This window comes from Lacrimispora sp. BS-2 (assembly GCF_040207125.1).
Lineage (GTDB): Bacteria > Bacillota > Clostridia > Lachnospirales > Lachnospiraceae > Lacrimispora.
Window position 1 is genome coordinate 3,366,240 of record NZ_CP157940.1, and the last position, 16,819, is coordinate 3,383,058.

Genomic DNA, 16,819 nt, shown 5'->3' on the forward strand with positions numbered 1-16,819 from the left:
TTTTTATGTTTTCTCAATTAATCTTAAATTCATTTACCAGTTCCTTTAACAGCTCTGCCTGGTCGAAAAGCTCCTCACTGGAAGCAGCTCCTTCCTCTGCAGTAGCCGAATTAGTCTGGACCACGCCTGATATCTGATCAATTCCCACAGAAACCTGACTAATCGCCTCTGACTGCTGAACGGAAGCCTCTGAAACCCTTCCTATCATTTCGGAAACAGAACGTGTACTGTTCACAGCATTTACCAGGGACTCAGCTGCTTCATCCACAAGCCTGGAGCCATTTGCCACAGCCTTAATGGATCCTTCAATCAAATAGGTCGTGCTTTTGGCGGCCTCTGAGCTTTTAGAAGCCAGATTCCTCACCTCATCGGCAACAACTGCAAAGCCTTTTCCAGCCTCTCCCGCCCGGGCCGCTTCAACCGCTGCATTTAAGGCCAGAATGTTGGTCTGGAAAGCTATATCCTCAATAGCCTTAATGATCTTTCCAATTTCGCTGGAGCTTTCATTGATCTCTTCCATGGCCGAAACCAGCTCCCTCATGTGGTGGTTGCTGGTTTCCAGCTCCCGGGAAGCAAGGAGTGCCTGTTCATTGGCTCCGGTAGAGTCCTTTGCATTCTGTTCGATCTTATGAGAAATTTCACTGATCGTTGCCGCCAGTTCTTCCACAGAACTGGCCTGCTCTGTTGCTCCCTGGGCCAGGGCCTGAGAGCTGGCTGAAATGCTTTGGGAGCCGTAGGCCACCTGATCAGAAGTTGCAGTGATCCGCTGCATGGTAGTGGTAAACGTGCCGCTGATTTTGAGCAGGGATCTTTTAATTTTCTCAAAATCCCCTTTATAATCATACTGTAACTGGAAAACCAGATCTTTATCCGCAATCTGGTTTAATACTGCGGCGATTTCATCTATATAATTCACATAATTCTTCAACTGGCTCACCGTATTCCCCAGGGACGCCGCCACCATGCCGATCTCATCATTGCCGGATACATCCACTTGAATATCAAGCTCTCCCTCTGCGATCCGCTCAGCAATAGCCGACAGTTTTTTAAGGGGATTGGATATGCCCTTAGCCATAATGAAAATGATCAGAATGAGGACAAAAGAGCCCAGGGTAAAGACAGTGGTTATAATACCTAACACCGCTTTTTTAGAGGAAAGCATCTCTGACTGGTGAATGCTTGATAACACGAGCCAGCCCGAGTCTCCTACCCGGTTGATGGAACCAAAATATGGAACCTTTTCCATGGTATAATCGTAATTTCCTACTGCCTGACCGGCAAATGCATCCTTAATATTCTGGGAAATGTCAATTTCGGAAATGGTCTTCTGGATCAGGTCATTGTTGGGGTGATACACAATCTGCCCGCCATCTGTTGCAAGGATAACGGAGCCGGTCTTCCCGATCTTATAATTGCCTAAAATCGTAACCAGCTGGGATAATTTTATATCAACTCCCATTACTCCTAAGGGTTCCCCGGTTTTACTGTCATACACTCCGCTGACAGCGCTCACAATTGTCTGTCCCGTGCTCACATCCACATATGGCTCCGTCAGGATCGGATGATCCAGTTCCATAGACCGGTACCAGGGCCTTGTGGAAATATCCCATCCGTCTTCTGAAGTGAAATTATCGGACTGGGTCACCTGGTTCACATCCAGGTCCGCGATCCATGCGGCAATGATATTTTCCTTATCCGTAGCCTGGATATTATCAAGGGTTTTCTTTATCTCCGGATACCCATCGCAGTCTGGCAGCCTTACCTTTCCGGTTGCATTTGAAAGAAAGGCTTCCGTCTGGCTGTTTGCAGCTCCACTCTTTACCTCAGCCAAATAAAAAGTCAGGAATGAATTCACCTGGTTTGCTGCCGCAAGGGAAGCCGAATCCAGTGTCTGTACCGACTGGGCCTGCATGCTCTTTCCTGCCTGACCTGAAATGAATACTCCTGACAAAATAAAAATAAATACGACTGGAATGGAGATACCGAATAGCAACTTCGTAAAAATATGCTTTTTTCTTTTATGCTTCATAGACATCGTCCTCCTTTGTTTGGTTACATTAAATATAGCATGACGCAAACAGGTATGCAATAAAAAAATTACTAATTTCGACCGTTACAGACTGTCGCCCTGCAAATGTGGAAAATAGGATTTCATAACCTGTATTAACGTCTCTTTATCCTTCTCCTTTAAAGGGGTAAGAGGAAGCCTGTAGCTTTCATCACACAATCCCAAAAGGGACATGGCAGCCTTAACCGGCACAGGATTTACATCCATAAACAGGGCATTCATCATTGAAAGCAACTCCAGCTGCATATTCCTGCTCTTTTCTATTTCACCCTCAAAAAAGTACTTGCATATCATATGAGTTTCAAAGGGCATGATATTGGCTATGACAGAGATCACTCCCTTGCCTCCCAGGGAAAGGATGGGGACGATCTGGTCATCATTTCCTGAATAAAGGTCAAGCCTGTCGCCGCATAGGGCCGCAGTTTTCGCGATACTGGAAATATTTCCTCCCGCCTCCTTAATAGCCCGGATATTGGGGTGTTCTGAAAGCTTTAAATACGTTTCCGGATTAATATTTACCCCGGTACGGGTCGGAACATTATAAAGGATGATAGGGATCTCCACGCTGTCTGCCACTGCCGTAAAATGCTCCACCAGCCCATGCTGGGAGGTTTTGTTATAGTACGGAGTCACCTGCAGAAGTGCGGAGGCCCCTAAGGACTGAGCCTTTCGGGACAGGCGCACAGCGTGGGACGTACAGTTGCTTCCGGTTCCCATAATCACGGGGACCCGATGGTTTACATAATATACCACAAATTCTATCAGTTCCAGCTTTTCCTTTTCTTCCAGCGTGGCGGACTCCCCTGTGGTCCCATTGACCACAATGGCATCCGTGCCGTTTTCCAGCTGAAATTTCAGTAATTTTTCCATTGCCTTAAAATCCAGGTTTCCATGCTTATCCATGGGCGTAACGATGGCTGCTGCTGAGCCTTTAAAAATCGCATCTTTCATAGGCACTCATTCCCAAAATTAGAGGTTCATACTAACAAAAGTATGACAAACATCCCCTGTTGGTACCATACACAAATCATTTTTTTCATCATATAAACCATTATAAGGAGTGATGACCGTATGTATAATTTTCTTATTTTAGGCGGCGATTCCAGGCAGCTATATCTAAACCAGATATTAATCAAAAGCGGCTTTCAAACAACCCTTCACTATAGCAATGAGGATTCCTCATTTTCCATGGAAGAAGCCATGAAAAACAGCAATGTCATACTTTCTCCCATCCCATTTACCAGAGACAAAATCAACCTGTTTTCCGACAACAATATGGAGGATCTGGGTATCGGGAATCTTTTAAATCTTTTGACCCCTGACCACACCCTTTTCGGCGGAAGCATCCCTGCCTATGTAAAGGAATATGCCAGGGAAAACGGCATTGCATATTTTGACTATATGGACATGGAGGATATCACCATAAAAAATACCATTGCAACTGCGGAGGGCGCCATTGCCGAAGCAATCCGCTTAAGTCCCGGCTGCCTTCACAAAAGTAAATGCCTTGTGACCGGCTTTGGCCGGTGTGCAAAAACCCTGGCGCTGAAATTAAAGGGCCTGGATGCAGCCGTGACCATTGCCGGCAGAAAGGAAACACAGCTTGTTCAGGCGTCCTCCATGGGATTTCATGCCAGAGCGCTTTGTGATCTGTCCCCGATTATTGGGGATTATGAGTTTATTTTTAACACCATCCCAGCCCTTATCATTGAAAAAGAGCTGATCAGGTCCATGAATCCTGATGTAACCGTCATTGATATCGCCTCCGCTCCCGGCGGCGTTGATTTTGATTCCTGCAGGCAGCAGAATATCCGCGCCAGGCTTTGCCCTGGCCTGCCTGGAATCTACGCTCCCCAGTCATCTGCGGAAATTTTGTTTGAAGCAATTGTTAAGTCTCTGTCATAAAGGAGTGTCATATGAAGCTGGAAGGAATGAAAGTAGGCCTGGCGATCACCGGGTCCTTTTGTACTTTTGATAAAATAGAAAAGGAAATCAAGGTTCTGGTTGATAAAGGAGCCGATATATACCCGATCTTCTCCACCAATGTACAGACAACGGATTCCCGTTTTGGAGATACGGGAGAATACATTCATCGGATCTTTGACATGACAGGCAATAAGCCTATCCTGAATCTGGAGGAAGCGGAGCCCATCGGACCCAGAGGTTATCTGGATATCCTGCTCATCGCTCCCTGTACCGGAAACACCCTGGCTAAGCTTGCCAACGGCATCACGGATACCCCGGTGCTCATGGCAGCCAAAGCCCATTTAAGAAATTCCAAGCCTCTGGTGATCTCTCTTTCCACCAATGATGCACTTGGAATCAACTTTAAAAATGTGGGTGAATTATATAACGTAAAAAATATTTATTTTGTCCCCTTTGGCCAGGATGACCCGGTAAAAAAGCCCAATTCCATGATCGCACACACTAATCTCATCGCAGATACGCTGGAATACGCTTTAGAAGGAAAACAGATTCAGCCAGTCATTTTTTAATTTCTGTGATAAGGCTGCTGCAAGGTGAATGTTCGGTTGTAAATTGCACGAAACAGCAACCCGGAATAGTAAAGATCTATCTTGCAGCAGCTTTAAGTATATTATCATTTGAATTATGCTTTCCCGCCATATGGAAATAAGCTAGAATAAGAAAAATCACACGCTGAAAGGATCCTGTTTATGAACCAATCGGCACCTCACCCGTATGTTTTTGGTACATATGAAGAAGGAAGAAGGGTCTGTCTCCTCAGTACTCTTCCAAATATTTTAAATGCAAAATGTGGACAAGCCTTTTGCAGTATTTAAACCAGGTCCGCCTTGAACATGCCGCCGTAAGCTTGCCTGGAACCAAGCAGCCAATCATTAAGGCTGCCATGGATCATGGATTTGCCAATACCAAAGCCGCCTCAGCCGCCTTTCAAAAACAATATGGAAAATCTCCGGGAGAATAGCGGAAATTATTTGCAAGAAGTTATTTGCAAGAGCTACGGAAAAAGGGACAAGTAGTCTGGAATAAATCTCATCGGATTTTCAGGACAATCTGCTGGAACTGGTTAAGTATATGAAACGGCATGATATTCCTGGCAGTGGGGCGCCACCGGCAAATCAAGCATTGCCCCTAAGGGAATGATGGCCGCCGGAAAGACTATTGCAATGACCGCTATTGATCTTTTGGAGAACCCTGAGATTATAAATAAAGCAAAAGAAGAGCATATAAGGAACCTTGGCGGAAAGCCTTATGAGAGCACTATTCCGCCGGAGGTATCTCCCCGTTAGGAACTATCGTTCAAACAGAGAAGCTTTGCAATATACGTTTCTTCCTAGCCCTTTATTTTAAAATGCGGTTTATGTAGCTTTTTGAATCATATGAGTTATTTATATCATTTGAATTGTCCTGATTAAAGCTCATTAAATATTGTGCTCTTGATTGGTCATATATTTTAAATCCGAATTGCTTATATAGTTCTTGAACTGGATCGGATTTATAAACATTTAAAAATATTGGCTTGTTTACCTGTCTGGAAAGGGTTGTAATATGCCTCAGATAAAATGATTCTATTCCTTTCTGCCGAACAGGTTCGGTAAGCTGAAGGGATATCTCGCTAATCTTATCCGGCAGTTCATTAAATGCGAAAAATCCAACTGTTGTATTGTATAGCAGTATTTTCTGAAAACAACTATATTTTAGCATTCTATGAAAACTGTCCGTGTTTATTATAATTTGTATATCCTCGATCCAGCCACCATTGTATTCATCTACGTATTTCTTATGACAGGTTCTTTTTATATCAATGTATTTTTCCAAGTCATTTTCATCTGCATCTTGTAAGGAAAATCCTTTAACAATTAAGTCCTCTGATAATACCATATGCCCTCCTGATTGCCAGCGGCCATCTACCTGTTAACAGACCCATGGTTCATGACTTATGACTCATGTGGAAGGTGATGGCGGGTGCGTTATTTTGAAATCATATATTTGTATTATCATAATAGCTTGGGCAAATAATTATTACCATGTTTTTATTTTGTGCTATATAATGTTTTATCTTGTAATATATGCCGTCCTAACGATAGGAATCCTGTCCGTTTCATAAATTAAAATTCGGCCAAGAATGACAGGTACTTTTTCGGTTTTTAAGCATAACATAAGACAAATTGTTTTATTGAAAGGCAGTAAAATTATGGCTACTTGTCCTCGAGGACTGTTTCCTTATACCATTCGACGCGGCGATACACTATGGATGATCGCACAACGTTATTATACTTCCGTTGCTGCAATTAGAGCGGCAAATCCAGGCTTAAATCCACAGAATTTAACAGTGGGGCAGACCATTTGTGTTCCGGCAAGAAGAGCTCCCCGTCCTCCATTTCCAACTCCACCCTCCGGCGGCGGACCAAGCCGTTGTCCCGTAGGTCTTCGAACCTACACCATTCAGAGAAATGATACTTTATGGCAAATTTCCCAGAGATTCTGTACCACCGTGGATACCATTATGGCCGTGAATCGAGGCTTAACCCCTGGTAATCTGAGAGTCGGTCAGACGATCTTAATACCAGCCGGATACAGCCTGCCCAATCTACCTTCCTGGTTCCGTTCCCAGGATGTTCAGGATTACCAGAGTATCTCTCCGAGGGAAATGGCCGACAGCAGTGATATGACCTATCCGGGAGATACCTATTACTATAATGCTGATTCGGACGATACACAATAGCTGCCTTTTGGTGAACTATATTCCCAGGCGGCGGAATAATGATTTTCTGTAATTGATTGTATTACTGCCGATTATGCAGCCGGCACTCAGGTCTGCGCAATCCACAGATGAAACCGCCCTCTTTTTTCCCCTTGGTAAACAAGAGGGCGCAAAGTTTAAATAAATTCCTTCGTTTTTGCAGATAAGTGACTGGTAAAGAACTACCCTACAAATTTAACTCCAACTTTCAATTAAGGTTTGAGAGTTGGAGAATTAAGTTTTATCTGGTCAGCATCCTATGGGATGCTCTATCCACGTTCGGACAGCTTTCATCGTTTGTTTTCCACAATCTCAAGTAGTTCTCAACCAATTTATCTAGTTTCTTTAAATGGAACCTTCGAGTCGATCCAGTAGGATCATTAGGAAGTATTTCCGGGTATTACCCTTCTTGCTATCTCTTTTCCAATTCCTGTTTGACATCAGACTTATTTTATCCGATTTCAGAGGCTTTCAGAAGGGCGGCGACAACTAGATTTGAACTAGTAAGCGCCTAAAAAACGTAGGAAAAAGGAGGGTTTGGCGTGCCGGGATGGGTTTGCGCAAGCGGGGGGCAAACAAAAAAATTTTCTTTCTTATATAAAGCAACTATAAAATATTTAACTAGAATAGCAATAACCAAATTTTATATATTTCTACTATCCCATTATTGATTTTACTTATAGTATATTTCCTCACTTAGCGAGTTGATATAAATTGGGGGACGTATCGAAGTGGTCATAACGACCTGACTCAAAATAGGCGAGGGCAAATCCATGACTGAAATCCAAATAATCCTGTGTTCACAGGGTTTCCGAACCGCAAAACCAGGAATCCACGGCTCTATTCTAACACGCTCCTACCGCTTGTGCCACCCTGAAAAACAGGATAAAATTGAATATGGAGAGGTCCCTAAGTGGTCGAAGGGTCCGCACTCGAAATGGACTGTCCAGAATGGTAGATAGTACCGCAAAAGCCCTGTAATCATGCGGTTTTCCACAGGTTCAAATTGAATAATTTCTTAATATCTCTCTCCTACATCTCTCCAAAATCCACGGATAGAGGAGTTGCATGTGAGTAGATATACATTGGGAAGCGTATCGAAGTAGTCATAACGAGCTTGACTCGAAATCAAGTTGTCCGCAAGGGCATGTGGGTTCGAATCCCACCACTTCCGCAAGTTATAAGCTACATCTTTGTTGGTAATAAGCCAATGAGAATGTAGCTTTTTTTCATATCTAAAATGGTAATTGAAGTTTGCAGTACCCAAGTGGGTGCTGCATTTTTGCGTTAAGGAGGTTTTAAAATGAGTAAGCAAATTACTACTATCCCGGCAAGACAAAATCAAGTTGATAAAAAATTAAAGGTTGCTGCCTATTGCCGTGTCAGCACAGAGCATGAAGAACAAAAACAAAGTTTAAAATCACAAATAACTTACTATACGCAAAAGATCTGCTATAACCCGGATTGGGATTTTGCTGGTGTCTACGCCGAACTGGAATCTGGCACAAAAGTAGATAACAGAGATGAAATTCAGCGATTAATGAATGATTGCAGAAATGGAAAAGTAGATTTGATTTTAATGAAATCCCTTAGCCGTTTTAGGCGCAATACATTGGATGTCCTGCTTATGCTTGATGAATTATCTAAATTAAATGTAGTTGTCTACTTTGAAACAGAGGACATTTGTTCTAATGATGCTCGGATAAAAAAATATATTACTATGGCAACAGCGGCTTATCAGGAAGAAAGCAGACAAAAAAGTGAAGCTATCAAATGGGGTATCCGTCAGAGTAGTCACTATGGACATATAAAGCTGAATCACTCACAGTTTCTTGGCTACGGCAGAGATGACGATGGAAACCTTGTAATTATTGAAGAAGAAGCTAAAATTGTACGGCTTATTTATGATTTGTTTCTGCAAGGTTATGGCTGTCGCAAGATCAAGAAATATCTTGAAGATCACGCTATAAAAACTGTCACTGGTAAAGAGCAATGGAGCACATCAACCATTGATCGAATCTTATCCAATGATAAATATATTGGTCGTAATATTACTCCTAAAACCCATACTCCTGGTTTTCTTACAGGCAAACAAGAAGAAAACCGTGGACAGATTGATGTGATTATAATCGAAAATTCTCACCAAGCGATCATTAGTCAAGAGATGTTTGATGCTGTACATAATTTAAAAGGAAACATTAAGAGCAAAGAGGTAAATATAAAAGGAATCGGTTTCTAAAGCAGAATTTCTGCTATTTTTCAATCGGTTTCACCATAATACTGTGAATATTTCCATATTTTGCATGAATGTAATTGCTTTATTCGCCGTTGCGATGTATAATATATACAATATTTATTTGGCAAAGGATATTTTTAATGGACTATATGACAGCGAAAGAAGCAGCGGAAAAATGGGCAATCACTCCACGCCGGGTTCAGGTGCTTTGCGCACAGGGAAAAATATCGGGCGCTATTCGGTTTGGGGTTACTTGGGCAATACCTAAGAATGCTATAAAACCCAAGGATGGTCGATATAAAAAGTGACTTGAAAGAAAATATAGAAAGTAGGATTAATGAAATGTTTGATTTCACGGAAGCCAAAATAGAAAAACTGATTATTCACCAAGTGGGAAATAAGTTAAAAGATGAACCTTTGGTTCTGTCAGATATATTTGCAGATATTACAGATAGCTCTTTAACTAATTTAGTCGAGAGATATTTTTTTCAAAGATTTAAAGACAATGGGCAATATTCTTTTGGACACGAAACCAATTTAGCATTTAATGAATTATATCAGTACTCAAAAAATATTTTTCATGACCCTAATGAATTGAAAAAAAATTCAGAGAATATAGCAACGCATTTGTACAAGGTTTCGACACATCCCAACATAAAAAGCGGAGAATTATATATTGCTTACATTAGTAACGCAATACTAAACAATCAGCATTATGATGCAATAGGGATATTTAAATCGGAAACTAAGGAACCATTTTTGAAAATTAATAATAAAGAAAAAAACATAACTTTGAGTTGGGATACAGGGGTAGATACTCGCAAACTAGATAAAGGCTGTATAGTTTTTAATAATTGCGAGGATTTGGGATATAGCATTTTAATTGTTGATTCTGGAAATCAAATAGATACTAAATATTGGGTACAAGACTTTTTGGGGATAGAAAAAAATGATAGCTCTTTTCAAAAAACAAAGATAGTAGTTGATGCCTGTAAGCAATATATAAAAAAAGATTATCAAGGGGCTACAACAGAAAAAGTTGCCGCCTTGAATAGTGTTCTAAATTATATTGATTCTAATGAAAGTCTTCAACTAGATGAATTTAGTGATAGAGTAACCGATACAATACAAGAGGCTGAACAACTTAGAGAGTATATCCAGTCTTTTGCTGAAAAGAAAAACTTTCATGATATTCAAAACTTTGAAGTGGATCAATCAGCAGTAAAAACAATCAAAAAAACAATTAAAAATATAATTAAACTGGACTCTGCATTCGAAATAAAAGTTAAAGCATTTAGCGAACTGGATAAAAAGCATTTGGAAAAAGGTTACGATGAAGATAAAAAGATGCACTATTACAAACTTTATTTTAATGAAGAACAATAGAAAGGGGAAGCATTATGTCTGGTGAAAAATCTAAATCTTCAGGTGAATATGGAGAGAAAATAGCCAATGAATTATTAAAGTTAATTGGTTGGGAAAATGCACTTTCAGGCAAAGACATTCCTTGTGTAAGAAAAGACCATTTAGGTGCAAGTGGAAGCAGTAGGAATAACCATGGTGTGGACTATATCATAAAGTATTCTTGTCCATTAGTAAGTAAAACAGAAAGTAATATACTGGTTTCTGTTAAACATCGAAAAAATTACCCATCCGCACAAAAAAGCAAAATATCCGACTTCAAGGAGTTTTTAAAAGATATTGCAGAGGCCACTGAATGTTATCCCTCGCATGAATTGTTTAAAGATAATATAATTGGAACTAAAACTAAGAATGTTTGCAATGTAATTATGTGGTTCAGCGCTTTACAGGATGAACTGTGTGATGGAGTGATCGATGATATATTTGATTTTAGAAATAGCGATGCAGTTAATTATGGAACTGTCTATTTGTTAGATAATAAAAAAGCAACGTTTTTATACAGTAGTATACAGTACGCTCGAAAAAAGGATAATAAATTCTTCTATTTTTACCCTGATACAGGATTAAATATGGATACCGTATTTAGAACACACCAAGGTAATGTTCTACCTGTTCAATACATAAACTCACCGATACAGTTATTTAAAATTATAACAGATACAGGAGAGAGTCTTATTATTACAGTAGAAGATGAATTTAATATAGATTATTTTGAAAGATTACTACAATTTGCACGATTATTAACGGTAGGCTGGGCTACAAAAATTTTTATGGTTTTTCCAAACTATAATGACTACTCCAATTCTGAAAGTGTCAAAAAAAGCTTAAGTAGATTAGCTGACAGAAATTTTGCACAAAAAATTATAGTGGAGAGTCTTGATTACTCTGATTTTAGAAATTTAGGAGGTATCTGATATGCATGAAGACCAAATTTTGAGATGTTCTGAGATCTCTGTTGCGCAGATGTTACCGTTTGGATTTGCATTGAGACCTTTGCTAAATGACTCATGTTTAACAGATGGCGATTTGAATAATGTGTTGAAATCAAGAGGAGTTTTTTTAGGGAATACAGATAAAAAGAGTACCATACCTTTAATAGTAACAATGGTTCTAAGTCCCAAAGAATTTGAAACGTTGCAAGAAAGGCAAGAAACTAAAGAAAGTAATCCTAAACATCGCAACAGTACTATTAAAAGTAAAACCACTAATCCTTTAATCAAGGCTATTGCCGATTTTGAAATTCCTGTGGATAAAGTAGAAAAGACGAATGACATAGAACTACTTACACCTATGAATTTCGCAACGCTGAGCGAAAATCATTTGCAGTTAGAATATATCATTTCTCGCAAAGATTTAACAAAAGATTGGGTACGACCCGAAAGCCGACATTCTGGAAAGGTAAACATAAAAAAAGATGTTTCAAGTAATGTAGTTGAAATATGTAATGAATACACGTCAAAAGAAACTGATGATATCAATAAGCAAGTTATAAAAGAACTTCTTTCATTTTTAAAAGAAAATCAAGAAGTTGATGATAAAATGGAAACAGTGTCAGCTTCTGATTTTACTAATAGAGAGAGATTTAATTTCATGCTGCAGTTGGCAGCAGATAGTGATGACGGCTCCATGAAATTTGTTGAAATAAAAGATATTGAGTTGGGTCCGGATCCGGAGAATCCACCTAAAAATCCCAACAGCATCATCCAACAAAACGTTAAAAAAGTTATAATTAATGGGAATGCGCTAGAGCGTAATTCATTATTGACAAATGATACTGATAAAGATCACTTGATCTTTCGTAGTGTAGAAGCGAAATACGAGTTTAATTTTAAGGGAATAAAAGGCTCCTGTTTAATGCAATATGGATTTATGCATTTTTTTAGAAACCAGAACACTTCTCAAGAATTTCAAGTTGCATTACTGTATTTAAAGTCAAGATCAGCAAATAAAGCAAGTTTAAATAATTTTGTACTAGAGCAGTTTGAACGAATGAAAAAGAAAGCTCTTCAAAAAACACAAAAGGATTCTTAATCATTAATACAATTTTGCCCTGCATCTATTTTGACCTAATGACACATCGAGAAAGCCTGAAATCATTCGGTTTACAGGCTTTCTCATTTTTTATGCCTGCTTCCTTTTCTTGTTTTTTGTCTTGCATCTCTCCTAATTTGATGGAGAGATGCAGTTACTCGGTGGACTCTGAAAATCCCAGCACAGCCATGAGTGCAGATGCACTGGATAGCTTAGAATTGTAGTCCAAGTGTGCGTAAATATTTGCTGTGGTACTAAAATCCGAATGCCCCAGCCATTCCTGAATTTGCTTCATTGGTACATTATTTGCTAATAGCAGTGATGCACACGAATGTCTGAGATCGTGAAACCGTATCTTTCTCAGCTCATGCTTTTTCAAAAAGCTTGGGAATGTATGCGTAATATAGTTCGGTTCAATCAGGCGCCCCAGTTCATCCACATACAAATAATCCAAGTAATCCTTGCAGTAGGAGTTTCCGCAGAGCCTGCGGTATTCCTCCTGCTTTTTCTTTAGCTGAAGCAAATAATCACGAAATACAGGCACCAAGGGCAGTGTACGCATACTGGATTTGGTTTTTGCTCTGTCCTTGGCCTCCACCATCTTTTTTCCTTCCAGTTTATAGCTGTTGACCGTGTGGCGGATGCTGATGGTATTCTGTCGAAAGTCGATGGCAGTCCACCATAATCCTACAATCTCTGCTCGGCGCAAACCATAAAATGCGCCAAACAGGATAGGCATCTCCAGACATGTCCCTTTGGAGAACTCAAACAGCTGGTTAATTTCTTCGCTGTGGTAAAAGCTACCTACGAACTTCTGTGCCTTGGGGCGGGTGACTTTTTCTGCCGGATTGCTTACGATAATATCCATCCGTACAGCATCTTTCAGCGCCTTATGAATGTTTGCGTGATAACGCTGGAGCGTTTTTGCCGAAACCTTCTGCAATTCATGATTGTAAAACCGCTGAATATCACTGGCTTTCAGGTCTTTTAGCGCAATACCAAGCGGTTCAAAATATGGAACAATCACATTCTTCACTGCTCTGGTATAGCCCGCAAAGGTGATATTCTCAATATTAGGTTTCATTGATTGCAGCCACTCCAGCATATAATCCGAAAACATCTGCTCTGCATCTCCTGTCAGCTGCTTGGGAGGAACGAAGGCTTTTCGTATCTCTGCAAGCTTTAGCTCTGCTTTTTTCTAATTTCCTTTGACGGATAACTCCGTTGATACCCACTTTGTCGTAAGTGGTAAACCACTCGTCCTATATTAAATTAATGCCGCCTATTTGGGTGGCTGCTAAATTTTACTTTTTCAGTTTTTTACAGCATTCCGGGATTTTAACTGACCATGGTACTAGATCTCCGATATAATCCTTCGGTTCATCATCAAGATGAATTAACATTTGTTCCAACAGATACCTGAAGTATTCGTATGGTTTTAATCCGTTTGCCTTGGCTGTCTCGGCTATGCTGTATAAAACACCGCTTGCATGTGCACCATTGACTGAATCAACGATGTGCCAGTTATGCTTTCCGACGCAAAAAGCTTTGATACTTCTTTCGGCGTCATTATTATCCAGTGGGATCATTTCATCTTCAAGAAACGTACGAAGATATCGCTCCTGGTTTAGCGAATAGGTAATTGCACCATAGGTCTTGGAACCCTTATCGATATCTGGTCTTGCCTGAAGTCTTTTCAGCCATTCGAAATAGGCGTCAACCAGAGGCTTTACGGATTTCTTACGGTTATCCAGCCGTTCCTCGGCAGAAGCCTCCTTATACATGTTATCGATATGATAGATGGCAGAAATTCTCCGGTTGGCTTCATCTGCAATCAGTCCATTGGCTGTACCTTTTCCAATGGATTTAATAAGTTCGGTCCAGCGCCTTTTGGCATGTGCCCAGCATCCTGCAACTTTTAGCTCATCCGGCCTTTCATTGGCAAGTGTATGATACACCTGATACCCATCTGTCATAAGAATTCCGCTATACCCTTCCAGAAATCTTCTTGGATTATCAGCCTTTCTGGTTGGCTGGTATTCATACAGAAAGATTGGTGGTGAGCCATACCGTGTGGAAGTGTGATACACCCACATGTAGTTCTTTGAATTCGGGCTGCGTCCGTCGTCAACGACCTTAAATGGGGTTTCATCGCAATGGATCAGTCTACTCTCAAGTATCCTGCGATGCATCTCTCGGTATACCGGACCAAGATATCTTTCGCTTAGTCGGATCATCCATCCGGCCATGACCTGTCTCGAGATTCTCACGTCATTACGTAAGAATTCTTCAGACAGTCTGTTAATCGGAACTGCATTGACATACTTGGCATTAAAAATGGAGGCAGCTAAGGCTGGTGTCAGGATACTGTTCTTTAACAGACGTTCAGGCCTGTCGGCACGAATAATACCAGTATCATTCTTTCCTGCATAAATAGCTACATGATGTTCGTGCACAAGAAATTTCGCCGGAATGTATTCCAGATCCTTGTATACTTCATTTGGCAGACGATGATAGCCGAAAGGAAAAAGCGCTTCCAGTCTTTCGTCAGAAAGAGTGTGCTCTTCAACTACAGTATCGATATCTTTTAGATCAGTTTCCCGCTTACCTTTTGATTTACGCTGCTTGATGATCATGACTGTTTCGATATCCGGTTCTTTCGGAATTCCATCTTCAACAGTTTTCTCTGCTTCATTGAGGACACAGGAATTATCCAGGTCAAAAGACAGCTGTCCATTGATCTGGGAGGTCTGCTCCGTTTTACGTCCAAATCTCTGCTGTGTTAGCACAGCAAGATTTTCCTGAAGGCCCGAAATCTTTTTCATGAGTTGGTCATTCTGAGATTGTATTCTTTCATTCTGTTCTCTGATTACAGTGAAAGATTCATTCAGCTGCATATACATCGAAATGAGAAGATCTTTTGGAAGTTTATTCAGTTCGTCCGGTGTGATCGTTGATTTATTCATAAGACGATTATATCACCCGAAAAGCCAGTCGCATAGTGTATTAGAAGGAATTTTGGAATTTGTGGATAACGGTATTCTGCTTTTAATGTACAAAGATGAATAATACACATTCAAACTAAAAAACGATTGGGTTGACCTTTTTGATAACTTTTTTCTGATCAACAGAAAGTCCATCCATAAGCCAGCGATATTGTTGGGAAGTGATTTCTCTTGCGTCAGACTCATTACGTGGCCAGATGAAGCTGCCATTTACTAATCTTTTATACAGAAGGACAAAACCGTCCTGTTCATAAATTAGCGCTTTGATCCGATCTGTTCGCTTTCCACAGAAGAGAAATATATTTCCTGTGTCAGTAGGATCCAGCTGGAATTCATTTCTTACAATGGCAACAAGACCATCAATACCACGCCGTAGATCTGTGTATCCACATGCGATGTAAACATGGCGAAATCCGACTGCATCATTTAACATTGGCAACCACCCCTAAGACCATAGTCAATAATTCTTTCGAAGTATCACTATTGACAGAGATGAAAGCGCCATTCATCTGTATGGTCAGGCTTTTTGAGGAAATGTTGTTTGTATTATATGTATGATCTAAAGAGACCGGCGCTTCTGGTTCTTCAAGTTCAACAAACTTCGTACCAACAGACTGGAGTGCTGCTTCTTTGACACGTCGCAGCCAGTAATAATAAGAATTGCGTGACAGCTGATGCTGCTCGCAGTAGTCATCAACCTTTAATCCGCTCTGAGCTCTGTCCTGAAAAATATCAATCCATTGCTGGATTCGGATCTTGGTCGTCGCCACCCGCGTATCCATATGAGAAACCTCCTTTGAGATTATTTTAGAAACTGTGAAAAGTTGAAAACCAACTTTTCACACCTGCCAACATTATCTCAAACTTTTGGTAACATTTGTAGGCACGAGTGGTTTACCATTTACACTTTGTCTTTCGTTTTCCATGCTCATCCTTAAAACTTAGCACGGCATGGAAGTATCCGTTTTTTTCTTGAAGGTGTCCCGATAGCATAACTCTGCTCCTTTCCTGTCAGGAGCTCACCTACTGCTGATGGGTAAAGTATAGCATCAGAGTAAGTGAGCGTCCAGGCATTTCATCACTTTAAAGTATGAACATTTTATTAGACAATACCGAATCAAGTCAGCAGACGCGCCTTGGCGATGTGGTATTCCCGTCCAACCTTAATGCAGCCGATCTCACCGTCTTTGAGCAGCTTGTAGGCAGTTTTTTTGCTTACTGCCAGTAACCTGCATAAATTGTCCATGTTTAGTACATCAGGGTACTCCTGACGCATTACACGGTAAGCCTCTTTCTGTGTCAATGACATAATTCCTAACCTCCGTTAATTG

17 protein-coding genes and 1 tRNA gene are annotated in these 16,819 nt (G+C 40.5%); 10 read left to right on the forward strand and 8 right to left on the reverse strand.

Annotated features, from left to right (window positions below):
- Positions 1-13 precede the first annotated feature (13 nt).
- A complete protein-coding gene (locus tag ABFV83_RS15820) occupies positions 14-2,029 on the reverse strand; it encodes a methyl-accepting chemotaxis protein (RefSeq protein WP_349945156.1) in 2,016 nt (671 codons plus the stop codon).
- A gap of 84 nt (positions 2,030-2,113) precedes the next feature.
- Positions 2,114-3,019 carry a 4-hydroxy-tetrahydrodipicolinate synthase gene (dapA, locus tag ABFV83_RS15825; RefSeq protein WP_349945158.1) on the reverse strand — a complete coding sequence of 302 codons (906 nt, stop codon included), beginning with the start codon at positions 3,017-3,019 and terminating at the stop codon, positions 2,114-2,116.
- A 120-nt stretch (positions 3,020-3,139) separates the two neighbouring features.
- On the opposite strand from dapA, the gene dpsA reads away from it, so the two are divergent.
- The 3 genes from dpsA to ABFV83_RS15840 all read left to right on the forward strand — a co-directional run bounded on the left by dpsA (position 3,140) and on the right by ABFV83_RS15840 (position 5,015).
- Positions 3,140-3,973 (forward strand): dipicolinate synthase subunit DpsA, encoded by an 834-nt coding sequence (dpsA, locus tag ABFV83_RS15830; RefSeq protein WP_349945160.1) that lies wholly within the window; start codon positions 3,140-3,142, stop codon positions 3,971-3,973.
- Positions 3,974-3,984: 11 nt separating this feature from the next.
- Positions 3,985-4,563: a dipicolinate synthase subunit B gene (locus ABFV83_RS15835; RefSeq protein ID WP_349945162.1), complete on the forward strand. Its 579-nt coding sequence runs from the start codon at positions 3,985-3,987 to the stop codon at positions 4,561-4,563.
- A 239-nt stretch (positions 4,564-4,802) separates the two neighbouring features.
- Positions 4,803-5,015: a helix-turn-helix domain-containing protein gene (locus ABFV83_RS15840; protein WP_349948939.1), complete on the forward strand. Its 213-nt coding sequence runs from the start codon at positions 4,803-4,805 to the stop codon at positions 5,013-5,015.
- A 377-nt stretch (positions 5,016-5,392) separates the two neighbouring features.
- Here ABFV83_RS15840 and ABFV83_RS15845 read toward each other — a convergent pair whose 3' ends face one another.
- Positions 5,393-5,932 carry a hypothetical protein gene (locus ABFV83_RS15845; RefSeq protein WP_349945163.1) on the reverse strand — a complete coding sequence of 180 codons (540 nt, stop codon included), beginning with the start codon at positions 5,930-5,932 and terminating at the stop codon, positions 5,393-5,395.
- 313 nt (positions 5,933-6,245) lie between these two features.
- On the opposite strand from ABFV83_RS15845, the gene ABFV83_RS15850 reads away from it, so the two are divergent.
- The 7 genes from ABFV83_RS15850 (at position 6,246) to ABFV83_RS15880 (ending at position 12,483) form a co-directional block, all read left to right on the forward strand.
- The gene (locus ABFV83_RS15850) at positions 6,246-6,776 is read left to right on the forward strand and encodes a LysM peptidoglycan-binding domain-containing protein (protein WP_349945165.1); all 531 of its coding nucleotides are present in this window, start codon (positions 6,246-6,248) and stop codon (positions 6,774-6,776) included.
- Positions 6,777-7,882: 1,106 nt separating this feature from the next.
- Positions 7,883-7,968 (forward strand) — tRNA-Ser (locus ABFV83_RS15855).
- A gap of 129 nt (positions 7,969-8,097) precedes the next feature.
- Entirely contained in the window at positions 8,098-9,033 is a 936-nt protein-coding gene (locus ABFV83_RS15860) for a recombinase family protein (RefSeq protein ID WP_349945166.1), read from the forward strand.
- Between the two features lie 137 nt (positions 9,034-9,170).
- Positions 9,171-9,338 carry a DNA-binding protein gene (locus ABFV83_RS15865; RefSeq protein WP_349945168.1) on the forward strand — a complete coding sequence of 56 codons (168 nt, stop codon included), beginning with the start codon at positions 9,171-9,173 and terminating at the stop codon, positions 9,336-9,338.
- Positions 9,319-10,416 carry a nucleoid-associated protein gene (locus ABFV83_RS15870; RefSeq protein WP_349945170.1) on the forward strand — a complete coding sequence of 366 codons (1,098 nt, stop codon included), beginning with the start codon at positions 9,319-9,321 and terminating at the stop codon, positions 10,414-10,416. The genes ABFV83_RS15865 and ABFV83_RS15870 overlap by 20 nt, the downstream gene beginning before the upstream one ends.
- A 14-nt stretch (positions 10,417-10,430) precedes the next feature.
- Positions 10,431-11,366 carry a hypothetical protein gene (locus ABFV83_RS15875; protein WP_349945172.1) on the forward strand — a complete coding sequence of 312 codons (936 nt, stop codon included), beginning with the start codon at positions 10,431-10,433 and terminating at the stop codon, positions 11,364-11,366.
- Position 11,367: 1 nt separating this feature from the next.
- Entirely contained in the window at positions 11,368-12,483 is a 1,116-nt protein-coding gene (locus ABFV83_RS15880) for a hypothetical protein (protein ID WP_349945174.1), read from the forward strand.
- Between the two features lie 154 nt (positions 12,484-12,637).
- On the opposite strand, the gene ABFV83_RS15885 is transcribed toward ABFV83_RS15880, so the two are convergent.
- From ABFV83_RS15885 to ABFV83_RS15905, 5 genes are all read right to left on the reverse strand, one after another.
- Positions 12,638-13,603: a site-specific integrase gene (locus tag ABFV83_RS15885; protein WP_349945175.1), complete on the reverse strand. Its 966-nt coding sequence runs from the start codon at positions 13,601-13,603 to the stop codon at positions 12,638-12,640.
- A 184-nt stretch (positions 13,604-13,787) separates the two neighbouring features.
- Positions 13,788-15,449, reverse strand: a complete 1,662-nt coding sequence (locus tag ABFV83_RS15890; RefSeq protein WP_349945177.1) for an IS66 family transposase — start codon at positions 15,447-15,449, stop codon at positions 13,788-13,790.
- 115 nt (positions 15,450-15,564) lie between these two features.
- Complete coding sequence (tnpB, locus tag ABFV83_RS15895; RefSeq protein WP_349945179.1) at positions 15,565-15,921, reverse strand: IS66 family insertion sequence element accessory protein TnpB; 357 nt, start codon at positions 15,919-15,921, stop codon at positions 15,565-15,567.
- Positions 15,911-16,270 (reverse strand): IS66 family insertion sequence element accessory protein TnpB, encoded by a 360-nt coding sequence (locus tag ABFV83_RS15900; RefSeq protein ID WP_349945181.1) that lies wholly within the window; start codon positions 16,268-16,270, stop codon positions 15,911-15,913. The genes tnpB and ABFV83_RS15900 overlap by 11 nt, the downstream gene beginning before the upstream one ends.
- Positions 16,271-16,605: 335 nt before the next feature.
- Positions 16,606-16,797, reverse strand: a complete 192-nt coding sequence (locus tag ABFV83_RS15905; RefSeq protein ID WP_349945182.1) for a helix-turn-helix domain-containing protein — start codon at positions 16,795-16,797, stop codon at positions 16,606-16,608.
- Between the last annotated feature and the right edge of the window lie 22 nt (positions 16,798-16,819).

Excerpts from the sequence above, each read along its gene's own strand:
- dpsA (WP_349945160.1), top strand. The coding sequence starts at position 3,140 with ATGTATAATTTTCTTATTTTAGGCGGCGATTCCAGGCAGCTATATCTA.
- ABFV83_RS15870 (WP_349945170.1), top strand. The coding sequence starts at position 9,319 with ATGGTCGATATAAAAAGTGACTTGAAAGAAAATATAGAAAGTAGGATT.
- ABFV83_RS15835 (WP_349945162.1), top strand. The coding sequence starts at position 3,985 with ATGAAGCTGGAAGGAATGAAAGTAGGCCTGGCGATCACCGGGTCCTTT.
- ABFV83_RS15860 (WP_349945166.1), top strand. The coding sequence starts at position 8,098 with ATGAGTAAGCAAATTACTACTATCCCGGCAAGACAAAATCAAGTTGAT.
- ABFV83_RS15905 (WP_349945182.1), bottom strand. The coding sequence starts at position 16,797 with ATGTCATTGACACAGAAAGAGGCTTACCGTGTAATGCGTCAGGAGTAC.
- ABFV83_RS15820 (WP_349945156.1), bottom strand. The coding sequence starts at position 2,029 with ATGAAGCATAAAAGAAAAAAGCATATTTTTACGAAGTTGCTATTCGGT.
- ABFV83_RS15850 (WP_349945165.1), top strand. The coding sequence starts at position 6,246 with ATGGCTACTTGTCCTCGAGGACTGTTTCCTTATACCATTCGACGCGGC.
- ABFV83_RS15890 (WP_349945177.1), bottom strand. The coding sequence starts at position 15,449 with ATGAATAAATCAACGATCACACCGGACGAACTGAATAAACTTCCAAAA.
- ABFV83_RS15900 (WP_349945181.1), bottom strand. The coding sequence starts at position 16,270 with ATGGATACGCGGGTGGCGACGACCAAGATCCGAATCCAGCAATGGATT.
- ABFV83_RS15875 (WP_349945172.1), top strand. The coding sequence starts at position 10,431 with ATGTCTGGTGAAAAATCTAAATCTTCAGGTGAATATGGAGAGAAAATA.
- ABFV83_RS15865 (WP_349945168.1), top strand. The coding sequence starts at position 9,171 with ATGGACTATATGACAGCGAAAGAAGCAGCGGAAAAATGGGCAATCACT.
- ABFV83_RS15885 (WP_349945175.1), bottom strand. The coding sequence starts at position 13,603 with ATGTTTTCGGATTATATGCTGGAGTGGCTGCAATCAATGAAACCTAAT.
- ABFV83_RS15880 (WP_349945174.1), top strand. The coding sequence starts at position 11,368 with ATGCATGAAGACCAAATTTTGAGATGTTCTGAGATCTCTGTTGCGCAG.
- ABFV83_RS15845 (WP_349945163.1), bottom strand. The coding sequence starts at position 5,932 with ATGGTATTATCAGAGGACTTAATTGTTAAAGGATTTTCCTTACAAGAT.
- tnpB (WP_349945179.1), bottom strand. The coding sequence starts at position 15,921 with ATGTTAAATGATGCAGTCGGATTTCGCCATGTTTACATCGCATGTGGA.
- dapA (WP_349945158.1), bottom strand. The coding sequence starts at position 3,019 with ATGAAAGATGCGATTTTTAAAGGCTCAGCAGCAGCCATCGTTACGCCC.